This window comes from Streptomyces sp. NPDC006610, assembly GCF_040611575.1.
Taxonomy (GTDB): domain Bacteria; phylum Actinomycetota; class Actinomycetes; order Streptomycetales; family Streptomycetaceae; genus Streptomyces.
In genome coordinates this window covers 34,848-48,807 of the sequence record NZ_JBEXOP010000044.1, presented here as the reverse complement: position 1 = coordinate 48,807, position 13,960 = coordinate 34,848, and the positions used below count along the sequence as shown (strand labels likewise).

Below are 13,960 nucleotides of genomic sequence, written 5' to 3'. Positions count from 1 at the left end.
GCGGGGCGGCGGGGACGGTCAGCCGACCGCGCCCTCCATCTGCAGCTCGATCAGCCGGTTGAGCTCCAGCGCGTACTCCATGGGCAGTTCCTTGGCGATCGGCTCGACGAAGCCGCGCACGATCATCGCCATCGCCTCGTCCTCGGACAGACCGCGGCTCATCAGGTAGAAGAGCTGGTCGTCGGAGACCTTGGAGACGGTCGCCTCGTGGCCCATGGAGACGTCGTCCTCGCGGACGTCCACGTACGGGTAGGTGTCCGAGCGGGAGATGGTGTCGACGAGCAGCGCGTCGCACAGCACGTTCGACTTGGAGCCCGGGGCGCCCTCGCCGATCTCGATGAGACCGCGGTAGGAGGTGCGGCCGCCGCCTCGCGCCACCGACTTGGAGACGATGTTGGAGGAGGTGTTGGGCGCCATGTGGACCATCTTCGCGCCGGCGTCCTGGTGCTGGCCCTCGCCCGCGAAGGCGATGGAGAGCGTCTCGCCCTTGGCGTGCTCGCCCATCAGGTAGACGGCCGGGTACTTCATCGTCACCTTGGAGCCGATGTTGCCGTCGATCCACTCCATGGTCGCGCCCTCGTAGGCGACGGCGCGCTTGGTGACCAGGTTGTAGACGTTGTTCGACCAGTTCTGGATGGTCGTGTAGCGGCAGCGGGCGTTCTTCTTGACGATGATCTCGACGACCGCGGAGTGCAGCGAGTCCGACTTGTAGATCGGCGCCGTGCAGCCCTCGACGTAGTGCACGTAGGCGCCCTCGTCGACGATGATCAGGGTCCGCTCGAACTGGCCCATGTTCTCCGTGTTGATGCGGAAGTAGGCCTGGAGCGGGATCTCGACGTGCACGCCCGGCGGGACGTAGATGAAGGAGCCGCCGGACCACACGGCGGTGTTCAGCGCGGCGAACTTGTTGTCGCCGGCCGGGATCACCGTGCCGAAGTACTCCTTGAACAGCTCCGGGTGCTGCTTGAGCGCGGTGTCCGTGTCGAGGAAGATGACGCCCTGCTCCTCCAGGTCCTCGCGGATCTGGTGGTAGACGACCTCCGACTCGTACTGCGCGGCGACGCCCGCGACGAGGCGCTGCTTCTCCGCCTCGGGGATGCCGAGCTTGTCGTAGGTGTTCTTGATGTCCTCGGGCAGGTCCTCCCAGGACTCCGCCTGCTTCTCCGTGGAGCGCACGAAGTACTTGATGTTGTCGAAGTCGATGCCCGACAGGTCCGAGCCCCAGTTGGGCATGGGCTTCTTCTCGAACAGCTTCAGGCCCTTGAGGCGGAGCTTGGTCATCCACTCCGGCTCGGACTTCTTCCCGGAGATGTCCTTGACGACGTCCTCGTTGATGCCGCGCCTGGCGGAGGCGCCGGCCGTGTCGGAGTCGGCCCAGCCGTATTCGTACTTGCCCAGGCCCTCGAGTTCGGGGTGGGCAGTCTCCGTGGGGAGCGTCATGCGGGGTTCCTCCCGGCCGTGCTTGCAGATGCGGTGTGGGAAATCTTGGGGATGAACGTCGTGCAGACGCCGTCGCCGTGCGCGATGGTCGCCAGCCGCTGTACGTGCGTACCGAGAATCTCGGCGAAAAATTCCGTCTCGGCCTCGCACAGCTGGGGGAACTGCTCGGCGACGTGGGCGACCGGGCAGTGGTGCTGGCACAGCTGCTCGCCGGTGGGCGCGCTGCGCGCGGTAGCAGCGTACCCGTCCGCGCTGAGGGCCTTGGCGAGGGCTTCCGTGCGCTCCTCGGGGGTCGCCGTCTCGACGGCCCGGCGGTACGCGCCGCTCTGGGCGGCGATCCGGGCGCGGGCGAAGGCGGCGATCGCCTCCGACCCGCCCTCGCGGTCGGCGATCCAGCGCAGCGCGTCGGCGGCCAGCTTGTCGTACGACTGGTCGAACGCCTCGCGGCCGTGGTCGGTCAGCGCGAAGACCTTGGCGGGGCGCCCGCGCGTGCGCGCGCCGTACACCCGCTGCTCGCGCGCCTCGACCACGTCGTCGGCGACCAGGGCGTCCAGGTGCCGGCGGACGGCGGCCTGGGTGAGACCCAGCCGCCCGGCCAGTTCGGCGACGGTCGACGGGCCGTGGTCCAGGACGGACCGCGCGACGCGGTTGCGGGTGGACCGCTCACCGGTCGCGAGTTCCTCGTGGGGGACCTCGCCGACGTTTTTCACAACACCATTGTTGCGTAATTCGCGAGAGGGTGACAAGCCGCGCCCGGTCCGGCGAATGGTGCGCTGCGTCACTTAGGCATACCTAATGACCTGCGGAAACGATCATTGGCCGATCGTACGGCGATCCTCCCGCACCCCTGGCGCCGGGGAGGGCCGCGGCGAACCTAGACTCTGGACCCATGCGAAGCGAGCCCGTGGTCCAGGTGCAGGCCCTGGTGAAGCGGTACGGCGACAAGACCGCGGTGAACGGCCTGGACCTGGTGGCCCGAACGGGTGTCACCGCGGTCCTCGGTCCCAACGGCGCCGGCAAGACGACCACGGTCGAGACGTGCGAGGGGTACCGCAGGCCCGACTCCGGGACCGTGCGGGTACTGGGCCTGGACCCGGTGCGCCAGTCGCGCGAGCTGCGGCCCCGGATCGGGGTGATGCTCCAGTCGGGCGGCGTCTACTCCGGCGCCCGTGCGGACGAGATGCTGCGCCACGTGGCCCGGCTGCACGCCCACCCCCTCGACGTCGACGCCCTGATCGAGCGCCTCGGCCTCGGCTCCTGCGGCCGGACGGCGTACCGGCGGCTGTCCGGCGGCCAGCAGCAGCGGCTCGCGCTGGCCATGGCCGTGGTGGGCCGGCCCGAGCTGGTGTTCCTGGACGAGCCGACGGCCGGCCTCGACCCGCAGGCCCGCCGCGCCACCTGGGACCTGGTCCGCGACCTGCGCGCCGACGGCGTCGCCGTGATCCTCACCACCCACTTCATGGACGAGGCCGAGCAGCTCGCCGACGACGTGGCCATCATCGACGCCGGACGGGTCGTCGCCCAGGGCTCCCCCGAGGAGCTGTGCCGCGGCGGCGCCGAGAACACCCTGCGCTTCACCGGCCGCCCCGGACTCGACGTCGGCTCGCTGCTCAAGGCGCTGCCCGCGGACTGCACGGCGGCCGAGCCGACGCCGGGCTCGTACCGGGTCGTCGGCAAGATCGACCCGCAGCTGCTGGCCACGGTGACGTCGTGGTGCGCGCAGCACGGCGTGATGCCGGACCGCATCTCGGTGGAACGGCACACGCTGGAGGACGTCTTCCTGGAACTGACGGGGAAGGAGCTGCGCTCGTGACCGCGGCCCGCACGACGAACGGCAGGGGATCCGGGGGTCGTCCTCCGGGGGGGCACGGCCCGGAACCGACGGGGAAGGAGCCGCGCCCGTGACCACCGGCGCCTACGCACCGAGGCCGGGCGCGGCCCCGCTGCCCCGCATGATCGCCGCGCAGGCCGTCCTGGAGACGCGGATGCTGCTGCGCAACGGCGAGCAGCTGCTGCTGACGGTGGTCATCCCGACGCTGCTGCTGGTCCTCTTCAGCACCGTGGACGTCGTCGACACCGGCGAGGGCGAGGCCGTCGACTTCCTCGCCCCCGGCGTCCTCGCGCTCGCCGTGATGTCGACCGCGTTCACCGGCCAGGCCATCGCGACGGGCTTCGAGCGCCGCTACGGCGTGCTGAAGAGGCTCGCCTCCTCACCGCTGCCGCGCTGGGGCCTGATGACCGCCAAGACGGTGTCGGTGCTGGTCACCGAGGTCCTCCAGGTGCTGCTCGTCACCGTGATCGCCCTGGCGCTCGGCTGGGACCCGCACGGCAACCCGCTGACCGTGCTGCTCCTGCTGGTCCTCGGCACGGCCGCCTTCTCCGGGCTCGGCCTGCTCATGGCGGGCACCCTGAAGGCCGAGGCGACGCTCGCCGCGGCCAACCTCGTCTTCCTGCTGCTGCTCGTGGGCGGCGGGGTGATCGTGCCGCTGGAGAAGTTCCCGGACGCCGCCCAGCAGGTGCTGGGGCTGCTGCCGATCGCGGCGCTGTCGGACGGTCTGCGGGACGTGCTCCGGCACGGCGCGGGCGTGCCCTGGGGGGACCTCGGCATTCTCGCCGCCTGGTCGGTGGCGGGCCTGGCCGCGGCCGGACGGTTCTTCCGCTGGGAGTGAGACCGGCCGGGCCGACCCCTCGTGAAAGCGTGCACAAACCCCGGCCTACGATGGTTCCCGTGCTGAACGTGACCCGTGCCGATGCGGCAGCCGCCGTGCGCAACCCCCTCGCCTTCGTCGCCGCGCGCTGGACCCCCGACCCCCGGACGGTCCAGCGGGCGGCCCTCGCCGCGCTCGTCATGTCGGTGGTCATCGTGGGCACCGGCGGCGCCGTACGGCTGACCGGCTCCGGTCTCGGCTGCCCGACCTGGCCGAAGTGCACCGACGAGTCCCTCACCGCGACCAGCGCGATGGGGCTGCACGGCGCCATCGAGTTCGGCAACCGGATGCTGACCTACGTGCTGTGCGCGGCGGTCGGCTGGGCCATCGTCGCCGCCCGCTCGCAGAAGCCGTTCCGGCGCGGGCTGACCCGGCTGGGCTGGGCCCAGTTCTGGGTGGTGATGGGCAACGCGGTCCTCGGCGGCATCGTCGTCCTGGTGGGCCTGAACCCGTACACGGTCGCGGCGCACTTCCTGCTCTCCTCCGCGCTGATCGCCGTCGCCACGGTCATGTGGCAGCGCACTCGCGAGGGCGACGGCGCCCCGCGTCCGCTGGTCGGCGCGGTGGTGCGGCAGCTGGTCCGGATCCTGGTCGGGGTCACGGTCGCGCTGATCGCGGTCGGCACGGTCGTCACCGGCATGGGCCCGCACGCGGGCGACTCCAGCGACGTGCCGCGCATGGAGATGCCGCTGGGCATCCTGTGGGAGGACGTGACCCGGCTGCACGCCGTCCTCGCGTGGATCGTGGTGACGCTGGTCTTCGCCCTGTGGTTCGTGCTGCGGGCGGTCGACGCCCCGAGCGGGCCGCTGCGCCGGACGCGTGACCTGTTCCTGGTACTGCTGGCGCAGGGCGGCATCGGCTACGTCCAGTACTTCACGGATCTGCCCGAGGTCCTGGTCGGCCTGCACATGGTGGGGTCCTGCCTGGTGTGGATCGCGACGCTGCGGGTGCTGCTGTCGCTGCGCGAGCGGGCCGGCGGCAAGCCGCCCGTCCCGGAGGTTCAGCCGGCCGGCGCGTACGAGGCGACCACCGCGTCGATGGCCGGGCCGAGGTAGCCGCTCACCGGCTCGGGGCGCCGGCGCGTCCACCCTTGCGTGGCCGGGGCGTGATCGCCGTGGCGCCGGACGCGGACGTCCTCGACGACCTCGGCGGGCGCCCCGAGCCGCCCCGGTTCGTCCAGCGCCTCCCGCTTGGTGATCAGACGGCCGTCCCGGAGGACGCCCTGCGCGGCCGAACGCGTGCGGCTCGCGCCCGGCGACCGGGGTGACCGGCCGCCGGAACAGCTGCCGGTGCGCCCAGGCGGGGTGCGGGCGCCCGGGGTCGGCCAGTGCACCGGCCGTCGCCGTCGCTCAGTCGTTGGAAGGGCCGCCGACCTGGATGCCCGCCATGCGCGACCACTCGTACGGTCCGGTTTTCACCTTGGCGGCGAACTCGCCGTCGAAGGATTCGTGAGTGGTGATGCCGGCCTTCTCGACCGCCTTCTCGGCGACGGCGACCGAGGGGGCCACCAGGTCGCCCCAGCCGCCGTCCTCGCCGACGAGGACGATCCGCGCGCCGAGCTGCCCGAGGTGGGCGACGTGACCCTCGGCCCCGCCGTGCTGCTTGGCGAAGGCGCCGATCTGCCGGGCGAGCCGGGCGGCCTTGTGCTCGGCCCTGCGCTCGGCCTTCGCGTCAACCTGCTGCGTGTCTGCCATGCCAGGATGCTACCGACGGGTAGATCGAACGGCGACGGGCGGGGTGCGTGGCCTTGACCACGCACCCCGCCCGCTACGGCCGGAAAAGTCCCGCTGCGCGGGAGGTCAGCGCAGGAAGGGGTCCACCGCGATCGCCACGAACAGCAGCGACACATAGGTGATGGACCAGTGGAACAGCCGCATCTCCTTCAGCTTCGCGCCCGTGGCCTCGGCCTTCGCCCGGTTCATCAGGGCGTGCGCCTCCCACAGCCACCAGCCGCCGGAGGCCAGCGCGACCAGCGTGTAGAACCAGCCGGTGTAGCCGAGCGGGGTCAGCAGCAGCGAGACCGCGACCATCACCCAGCTGTACACGACGATCTGCTTCGCGACCGTCTTGTTGGAGGCGATGACCGGCAGCATCGGCACGCCCACGCGCGCGTAGTCCTCCTTGACCTTCATGGACAGCGGCCAGTAGTGCGGCGGCGTCCAGAAGAAGATGACCAGGAAGAGGATGAGCGGCGCCCACGACAGCGAGTTCGTCACCGCGGACCAGCCGATCAGCACCGGCATGCAGCCCGCGATGCCGCCCCAGACGATGTTCTGCGAGGTGCGGCGCTTGAGGATCATCGTGTAGACGACGACGTAGAACAGCAGCGCGCCGAGCGCGAGCCAGGCCGACAGCCAGTTCACGGCGAGGCCGAACAGCAGCGTGGAGGCGACCGCGAGGGCGATGCCGAAGGCGAGGCACTCGCGCGGGCTCACCATCCCGGTGACCAGCGGCCGCTGCGAGGTGCGGTCCATCAGCGCGTCGATGTCGCGGTCGATGTACATGTTCAGCGCGTTCGCGCCGCCCGCGGACAGATAGCCCGCGAGGCAGGTGACGAGCACCAGCCCGAGGTCCGGGACACCCTGCTCGGCGAGGAACATCACCGGAACGGTGGTGATGAGCAGCAGTTCGATGATCCGCGGCTTGGTCAGAGCCACGAACGCCCCGACACGGGCTCCGAACGGCCGGCGGGCCGGGCTTTGGTTCGTCCCGAGGACCCCCGCAGGACGGGATTCAACGGCCGTCACGCACACCCCTGACAGAGACATCCCAGCAAGCCCCGCCGTGTGAAGTCCGGGTAAAGGCTCGCGCGTACCACGCCACTGTAGACGTTGCCCAGAGCGCGGCATTCGCGGGGGTCGGCTCGTGTTGGACGGAGCGCTCCGAGGTGCGGCCGGACCCTCATCTGAACGGTCAGATGAGCAAGCCCGTATTCACTTGCCCGAGTGGGAAAAGCGCCGGTCGGGGGCATGATGCGCGGGAGCGACCCGCACTGTGGAACGGCTCGGAAAAAGGCGCGTTGCTGGGGGTAGGCTCGGCAGCGTCCGGTGGGCTTTCCAGGTGCACCGGCAGCCGGTGTACGCCCCAGGACACCGGCCTTCGACTTGTGGAGAGGAGCCCTGACTCAGGGTGAGCACCAAGCCGACCACCACAGACCTCGAGTGGACCGAGCTGGACCAGCGGGCCGTCGACACCGCCCGCGTCCTTGCCGCCGATGCCGTACAGAAGGTCGGCAACGGCCATCCGGGCACGGCGATGAGCCTGGCGCCCGCCGCGTACACCCTCTTCCAGAAGGTGATGCGGCACGACCCGGCGGATCCCGACTGGGTCGCCCGCGACCGCTTCGTGCTGTCCGCGGGGCATTCGTCCCTGACCCTCTACACCCAGCTCTACCTGGCCGGCTTCGGCCTGGAGCTGGACGACCTGAAGGCCTTCCGGACCTGGGGCTCCAAGACCCCGGGCCACCCGGAGTACGGGCACACCAAGGGCGTGGAGACGACGACCGGGCCGCTCGGCCAGGGTGTCGCCAACGCCGTGGGCATGGCGATGGCCGCCCGCTACGAGCGCGGCCTGTTCGACCCCGAGGCCCCGGTGGGCGAGTCGCCCTTCGACCACTTCGTCTACTGCATCGCCGGCGACGGCTGCCTCCAGGAGGGCATCTCCGCCGAGGCGTCCTCGCTGGCCGGTCACCAGAAGCTCGGCAACCTGATCCTGCTGTGGGACGACAACCACATCTCGATCGAGGGCGACACCGAGACGGCCGTCTCCGAGGACACCGTCAAGCGGTACGAGTCCTACGGCTGGCACGTGCAGCGCGTTGAGCCGCAGGCCAACGGCGACCTGGACCCGGCCGCGATCTTCGCCGCGATCGAGGAGGCCAAGGCCGTCACCGACCGGCCGTCGTTCATCGCGATGCGCTCCATCATCGCCTGGCCGGCCCCGAACGCGCAGAACACCGAGGCCGCCCACGGCTCGGCGCTCGGCGACGAGGAGGTCGCGGCCACCAAGCGCGTCCTCGGCTTCGACCCGGAGCAGTCCTTCGAGGTCGCCGACGAGGTCATCGCCCACACGCGCAAGGCGCTGGAGCGCGGGCGCGAGGCGAAGGCCGCCTGGGAGAAGTCGTTCCAGCAGTGGCGCGACGCCAACCCGGAGCGGGCCGCCGAGTTCGACCGCATCGCGGCGGGCGAGCTGCCCGCGGGCTGGGAGGAGAAGCTCCCCGTCTTCGAGCCGGGCAAGGCGGTCGCCACCCGTGCCGCGTCCGGCAAGGTGCTCCAGGCGCTCGGCCCGGTCGTCCCCGAGCTGTGGGGCGGCTCCGCCGACCTGGCGGGCTCCAACAACACGACGATCGACAAGACGTCGTCGTTCCTGCCCGAGGGCAACCCGCTGCCGGAGGCCGACCCATACGGCCGCACGATCCACTTCGGCATCCGCGAGCACTCCATGGCCGCGGAGATGAACGGCATCGCGCTGCACGGCAACACCCGTGTCTACGGCGGCACCTTCCTGGTGTTCTCCGACTACATGCGCAACGCGGTGCGCCTGTCCGCGCTGATGCACCTGCCGGTGACCTACGTGTGGACGCACGACTCCATCGGCCTCGGCGAGGACGGCCCGACCCACCAGCCGGTGGAGCACCTGGCCTCGCTGCGCGCGATCCCGGGCCTGAACGTGGTCCGTCCGGCCGACGCCAACGAGACGGCGATCGCCTGGCGCGAGATCCTGCGCCGGTGGACCAAGGAGTTCGGCAAGGGCCAGCCGCACGGCCTGGCGCTCACCCGTCAGGGCGTGCCGACGTACGAGCCCAACGAGGACGCGGCCAAGGGCGGCTACGTGCTGTTCGAGGCCGAGGGCGGCGAGCCGCAGGTCGTGCTGATCGCGACCGGTTCCGAGGTTCACGTGGCCGTCGAGGCGCGCGAGCGGCTCCAGGCGGACGGCGTGCCGACCCGCGTGGTGTCGATGCCGTCCGTGGAGTGGTTCGAGCAGCAGGACCAGGGGTACCGGGACAGCGTCCTGCCTCCGTCCGTGAAGGCTCGGGTCGCGGTCGAGGCCGGCATCGGTCTGACCTGGCACAAGTACGTCGGGGACGCCGGCCGCATCGTCTCGCTGGAGCACTTCGGCGCTTCCGCGGACGGCAAGGTCCTCTTCCGCGAGTTCGGCTTCACCGCCGAGAACGTGGCCGCCGTGGCGCGGGAATCCCTCGCCGCGACCCAGCGCTGACGCTCACACACGACACGTAGGAGATGCAATTTCCATGACAGACGCACTCAAGCGCCTCTCCGAAGAAGGCGTCGCGATCTGGCTGGACGACCTGTCGCGCAAGCGGATCACGTCCGGCAACCTCGCCGAGCTGATCGACCAGCAGCACGTCGTGGGCGTCACCACCAATCCGACGATCTTCCAGAAGGCGATCTCCGAGGGCGACGGCTACGACCAGCAGCTGTCGGACCTGGCCGCCCGCAAGGTCACCGTCGAGGAGGCCATCCGGATGATCACCACGGCGGACGTCCGCGACGCCGCCGACATCCTGCGCCCGGTCTACGACGCGACGAACGGCCAGGACGGCCGGGTGTCCATCGAGGTCGACCCGCGCCTCGCGCACGACACCCGGGCCACCGTCGCCGAGGCCAAGCAGCTGGCCTGGCTGGTGGACCGTCCCAACACGCTGATCAAGATCCCGGCGACCGAGGCGGGCATCCCGGCCATCGCCGAGGTCATCGGCCTGGGCATCAGCGTCAACGTCACGCTGATCTTCTCCCTGGAGCGCTACCGCAAGGTCATGGACGCGTTCCTGACCGGCCTGGAGAAGGCCAAGGAGCGGGGCCTGGACCTCTCGCAGATCCACTCGGTGGCGTCCTTCTTCGTCTCCCGCGTCGACACCGAGATCGACAAGCGGATCGACGCGCTGGGCACCGACGAGGCCAAGGCGCTGCGCGGCAAGGCCGCCGTCGCCAACGCGCGCCTCGCCTACCAGGCGTACGAGGAGGTCTTCTCCTCGGACCGCTGGGCCGCGCTGGAGCGGGCGGGCGCCAACAAGCAGCGTCCGCTGTGGGCGTCGACGGGCGTCAAGGACAAGGCGTACAGCGACACCATGTACGTCACCGACCTGGTCGCGCCGAACACGGTCAACACCATGCCGGAGGCCACGCTGCTGGCCACCGAGGACCACGGCGAGATCACCGGCGACACCGTCGCCGGGACGTACGAGCAGGCCCGCGCCGACCTGGACGCGGTCGAGCGGCTCGGCATCAAGTACGACGACGTGGTGCAGCTGCTCGAGGACGAGGGCGTCGAGAAGTTCGAGGCGTCCTGGAACGACCTGCTGGCGTCGACCGAGGCCGAGCTGAAGCGTCTCGCCCCCTCGGAGGGCTGAGACCTTGGCTCCCCTTCCCGGTTCCGGAGCGAACCCGCTCCGTGATCCCGCGGACCGACGGCTCCCGCGCATCGCGGGGCCGTCGGGCCTGGTCATCTTCGGCGTCACGGGCGACCTGTCGCGCAAGAAGCTGATGCCCGCGGTGTACGACCTCGCCAACCGGGGTCTGCTGCCGCCGGGCTTCTCGCTCGTCGGGTTCGCCCGCCGCGAGTGGGCCGACGAGGACTTCGCCCAGGAGGTCCACGACGCCGTCAAGGAGCACGCCCGCACCCCCTTCCGTGAGGAGGTCTGGCAGCAGCTCGTCCAGGGCATGCGCTTCGTCCAGGGCACCTTCGACGACGACTCCGCCTTCGAGCGGCTGCGGGCCACCATCGAGGAGCTGGACAAGGCGCAGGGCACGGGCGGCAACTTCGCCTTCTACCTGTCGGTGCCGCCGCGGTCCTTCCCGGTGGTCATCCAGCAGCTGAAGAAGCACGGCCTCGCCGACCAGACGGGCGGCTCCTGGCGCCGCGCGGTCATCGAGAAGCCGTTCGGGCACGACCTGAAGTCGGCCGAGGAACTCAACGCGATCGTGCACGAGGTCTTCGCCCCCGACCAGGTCTTCCGCATCGACCACTACCTCGGCAAGGAGACGGTCCAGAACATCCTGGCGCTGCGCTTCGCCAACACGATGTTCGAGCCGATCTGGAACCGGTCGTTCGTGGACCACGTGCAGATCACGATGGCCGAGGACATCGGCATCGGCGGCCGGGCCGGCTACTACGACGGCATCGGCGCCGCCCGTGACGTCATCCAGAACCACCTGCTCCAGCTGCTCGCGCTGACCGCGATGGAGGAGCCCGCCTCCTTCGACGCCGACGCGCTGGCCGCGGAGAAGACCAAGGTGCTCGGCGCGGTCAGACTGCCCCGGGACCTGGGCCGGGACACCGTGCGCGGTCAGTACGCGGCCGGCTGGCAGGGCGGCGCCAAGGTGATCGGCTACCTCCAGGAGGAGGGCATCGACGGCGCGTCGAAGACCGACACCTACGCCGCGATCAAGCTGGGCATCGACAACCGCCGCTGGGCGGGCGTCCCCTTCTACCTGCGCACCGGCAAGCGGCTCGGCCGGCGCGTGACGGAGATCGCGGTCGTCTTCCAGCGCGCCCCGCACTCCCCCTTCGACACGACGGCCACCGAGGAGCTGGGCTCCAACGCGATCGTCATCAGGGTCCAGCCCGACGAGGGCGTGACCGTCCGCTTCGGCTCGAAGGTGCCGGGCACGTCGATGGAGATCCGGGACGTGTCGATGGACTTCGCGTACGGCGAGTCCTTCACGGAGTCGAGCCCGGAGGCGTACGAGCGGCTGATCCTGGACGTGCTGCTCGGGGACTCCAACCTGTTCCCGCGCACCGAGGAGGTCGAGCTGTCCTGGAAGATCCTCGACCCGATCGAGGAGTACTGGGACACGCACGGCAGGCCCGCGCAGTACCCGGCCGGGACGTGGGGACCCGTCGAGGCGGACGAGATGCTCGAACGAGACGGACGGAGCTGGCGCCGGCCATGAAGATAGACCTCACCGACACCACGGCCGGCAAGGTCAACAAGGCGCTCGTGCAGGGCCGCCGGGCCATCGGCACGCCGGCCGTCGGCATGGTCCTCACCCTCGTCATCGTCACCGACGAGGAGAACGCCTACGACGCCCTGAAGGCCGCCAACGCCGCCTCGCACGAGCACCCCTCGCGCACCCTGGTCGTCATCAAGCGCGTCTCGCGCACCCCCCGGGACCGCACCCAGTCCCGGCTCGACGCCGAGGTGCGGGTGGGCGCCGACGCGGGCACCGGCGAGACGGTGGTGCTGCGGCTTTACGGCGACGTGGCGGAGCACGCCCAGTCGGTGGTGCTGCCGCTGCTGCTGCCGGACGCCCCCGTGGTCGTCTGGTGGCCGGTGGACGCGCCGCTCGACGCGGCCGGCGACCCGCTGGGCGCGCTGGGCCAGCGCCGGGTCACCGACACGTACGCCTGCGAGCAGCCGGTGTCGGCGCTGGCCGAGCGGGCCGCCGCCTACACGCCGGGCGACACGGACCTGTCGTGGACCCGCATCACGCCCTGGCGCTCGATGCTGGCCGCGGCCCTGGACCAGGTCGCCTGCGAGGTGCGGTCGGTGGACGTGGAGGGCGAGGAGTTCAACCCGAGCTGCGAGCTGCTGGCGATGTGGCTCGCGGACCGGCTGGGCGTCCCCGTCCGGCGCTCGCCGTCGACCGGTCCGGGCCTGACGGCGGTGCGGATGGAGACCGACTGCGGGCCGATCGTGCTGGACCGGGCCGACGGTTCGCTGGCCACGCTGTCGATCGAGGGGCAGCCGGACCGTGCGGTGGCGCTCAAGCGCCGGGACACCGCCGAGCTGCTCGCGGAGGAGCTGCGGCGGCTGGACCCGGACGACACCTACGCGTCGGCGCTGCGCTACGGCGTGGACCGGCTCCAGGCGGCGGACGCCGCGCCCGCCAAAGGGGGCGGCGAGGGCGAGGGGCCGGTCGCGGTCCGCACCCCCGTCGAGGACGCCGCGAAGGCTCCCGCCAAGGACGCGGCGGCGCCGGCGCCGGTGAAGAGGGCGGCGGCGAAGTGAGCACTCCCCAGCTGGTCGTGCACCGCGACAAGGAGCTGATGGCGCAGGCCGCCGCGGCCCGGCTGATCACGAGGATCGTGGACGCGCAGGCCTCGCGCGGCTCCGCGTCGATCGTGCTGACGGGCGGCCGCAACGGCAACGGGCTGCTCGCCGCGCTGGCCGCGGCGCCGGCCCGGGACGCGGTCGACTGGTCGCGCCTGGACCTGTGGTGGGGCGACGAGCGCTTCGTGCCCGAGGGCGACCCCGAGCGCAACGTCACCCAGGCCCGGAAGGCGCTGCTGGACTCGGTGCCGGTGGATCCGGAGCGGGTGCACGCGATGCCCGCGTCGGACGGCCCGCACGGCTCCGACGTGGACGCGGCGGCCGCCGCCTACGCCGAGGAGCTGGCCCGCGCGGCCGGCCCCGGCGACCACGGCGGCGTCCCGGCGTTCGACGTGCTGATGCTGGGCGTCGGCCCGGACACCCACGTGGCCTCGCTCTTCCCGGAGCTGCCGGCCGTACGGGAGACCGAGCGCACGGTCGTCGGCGTTCACGGCGCGCCCAAGCCGCCGCCGACCCGGATCACCCTGACCCTCCCGGCGATCCGGTCGGCCCGGGAGGTCTGGCTGCTGGCGGCCGGCGAGGACAAGGCGACGGCGGCAAGGATCGCCCTGTCCGGCGCGGGCGAGATCCAGGCCCCGGCGTCCGGCGCGAAGGGCCTCTCCCGCACCCTGTGGCTCCTGGACTCCGCGGCAGCGTCCCGGCTGCCGCGGTCGCTGTATCCTCCGGCGACGTCCTGAACAGGAGCGTCGGGCCCCGGGCCCCGCTGCCGCCGCAGCGGGGCCCGACGCGTTCAAGGGGG

At 71.4% G+C, this 13,960-nt stretch carries 12 protein-coding genes and 1 pseudogene; 8 read left to right on the top strand and 5 right to left on the bottom strand.

Annotated features, from left to right (window positions below; translation table 11 throughout):
• Positions 1-18 precede the first annotated feature (18 nt).
• Positions 19-1,440, bottom strand: a complete 1,422-nt coding sequence (gene sufB / locus ABZY13_RS28215) for a Fe-S cluster assembly protein SufB (RefSeq protein WP_356635599.1) — start codon at positions 1,438-1,440, stop codon at positions 19-21.
• A complete protein-coding gene (locus tag ABZY13_RS28210) occupies positions 1,437-2,150 on the bottom strand; it encodes a metalloregulator ArsR/SmtB family transcription factor (RefSeq protein WP_356635597.1) in 714 nt (237 codons plus the stop codon). The genes sufB and ABZY13_RS28210 overlap by 4 nt, the downstream gene beginning before the upstream one ends.
• Before the next feature lie 179 nt (positions 2,151-2,329).
• On the opposite strand from ABZY13_RS28210, the gene ABZY13_RS28205 reads away from it, so the two are divergent.
• The 3 genes from ABZY13_RS28205 to ABZY13_RS28195 all read left to right on the top strand — a co-directional run bounded on the left by ABZY13_RS28205 (position 2,330) and on the right by ABZY13_RS28195 (position 5,203).
• On the top strand, positions 2,330-3,253 hold the full coding sequence (locus tag ABZY13_RS28205) for an ABC transporter ATP-binding protein (RefSeq protein ID WP_356635595.1): 924 nt from the start codon (positions 2,330-2,332) through the stop codon (positions 3,251-3,253).
• Positions 3,254-3,392: 139 nt separating this feature from the next.
• A complete protein-coding gene (locus tag ABZY13_RS28200) occupies positions 3,393-4,109 on the top strand; it encodes an ABC transporter permease (RefSeq protein ID WP_356635637.1) in 717 nt (238 codons plus the stop codon).
• 50 nt (positions 4,110-4,159) lie between these two features.
• A complete protein-coding gene (locus ABZY13_RS28195; RefSeq protein ID WP_356635593.1) occupies positions 4,160-5,203 on the top strand; it encodes a COX15/CtaA family protein in 1,044 nt (347 codons plus the stop codon).
• Here the strand turns inward: ABZY13_RS28195 and ABZY13_RS28190 are convergent.
• From ABZY13_RS28190 to ABZY13_RS28180, 3 genes and pseudogenes are all read right to left on the bottom strand, one after another.
• A pseudogene (locus tag ABZY13_RS28190) lies at positions 5,149-5,473 on the bottom strand (nucleotidyltransferase); the annotation flags it as partial. The gene ABZY13_RS28195 and the pseudogene ABZY13_RS28190 sit on opposite strands and share 55 nt — an antisense overlap.
• Positions 5,474-5,497: 24 nt before the next feature.
• Positions 5,498-5,842, bottom strand: a complete 345-nt coding sequence (locus ABZY13_RS28185; protein ID WP_356635591.1) for a hypothetical protein — start codon at positions 5,840-5,842, stop codon at positions 5,498-5,500.
• A gap of 105 nt (positions 5,843-5,947) precedes the next feature.
• Positions 5,948-6,901 (bottom strand): heme o synthase, encoded by a 954-nt coding sequence (locus tag ABZY13_RS28180; protein WP_356635635.1) that lies wholly within the window; start codon positions 6,899-6,901, stop codon positions 5,948-5,950.
• A 376-nt stretch (positions 6,902-7,277) separates the two neighbouring features.
• On the opposite strand from ABZY13_RS28180, the gene tkt reads away from it, so the two are divergent.
• The 5 genes from tkt to pgl are packed head-to-tail and all read left to right on the top strand — an operon-like array spanning position 7,278 to position 13,898.
• On the top strand, positions 7,278-9,365 hold the full coding sequence (gene tkt, locus ABZY13_RS28175; protein ID WP_356635589.1) for a transketolase: 2,088 nt from the start codon (positions 7,278-7,280) through the stop codon (positions 9,363-9,365).
• A gap of 34 nt (positions 9,366-9,399) precedes the next feature.
• Positions 9,400-10,518, top strand: coding sequence for a transaldolase (tal, locus tag ABZY13_RS28170; RefSeq protein WP_356635587.1), 1,119 nt, complete (start codon positions 9,400-9,402; stop codon positions 10,516-10,518).
• A gap of 4 nt (positions 10,519-10,522) precedes the next feature.
• Positions 10,523-12,061: a glucose-6-phosphate dehydrogenase gene (zwf, locus tag ABZY13_RS28165; protein ID WP_356635585.1), complete on the top strand. Its 1,539-nt coding sequence runs from the start codon at positions 10,523-10,525 to the stop codon at positions 12,059-12,061.
• Entirely contained in the window at positions 12,058-13,119 is a 1,062-nt protein-coding gene (opcA, locus tag ABZY13_RS28160; protein WP_356635583.1) for a glucose-6-phosphate dehydrogenase assembly protein OpcA, read from the top strand. The genes zwf and opcA overlap by 4 nt, the downstream gene beginning before the upstream one ends.
• Complete coding sequence (gene pgl, locus ABZY13_RS28155; RefSeq protein ID WP_356635581.1) at positions 13,116-13,898, top strand: 6-phosphogluconolactonase; 783 nt, start codon at positions 13,116-13,118, stop codon at positions 13,896-13,898. Before opcA ends, pgl begins: the two co-directional genes overlap by 4 nt.
• Positions 13,899-13,960 lie beyond the last annotated feature (62 nt).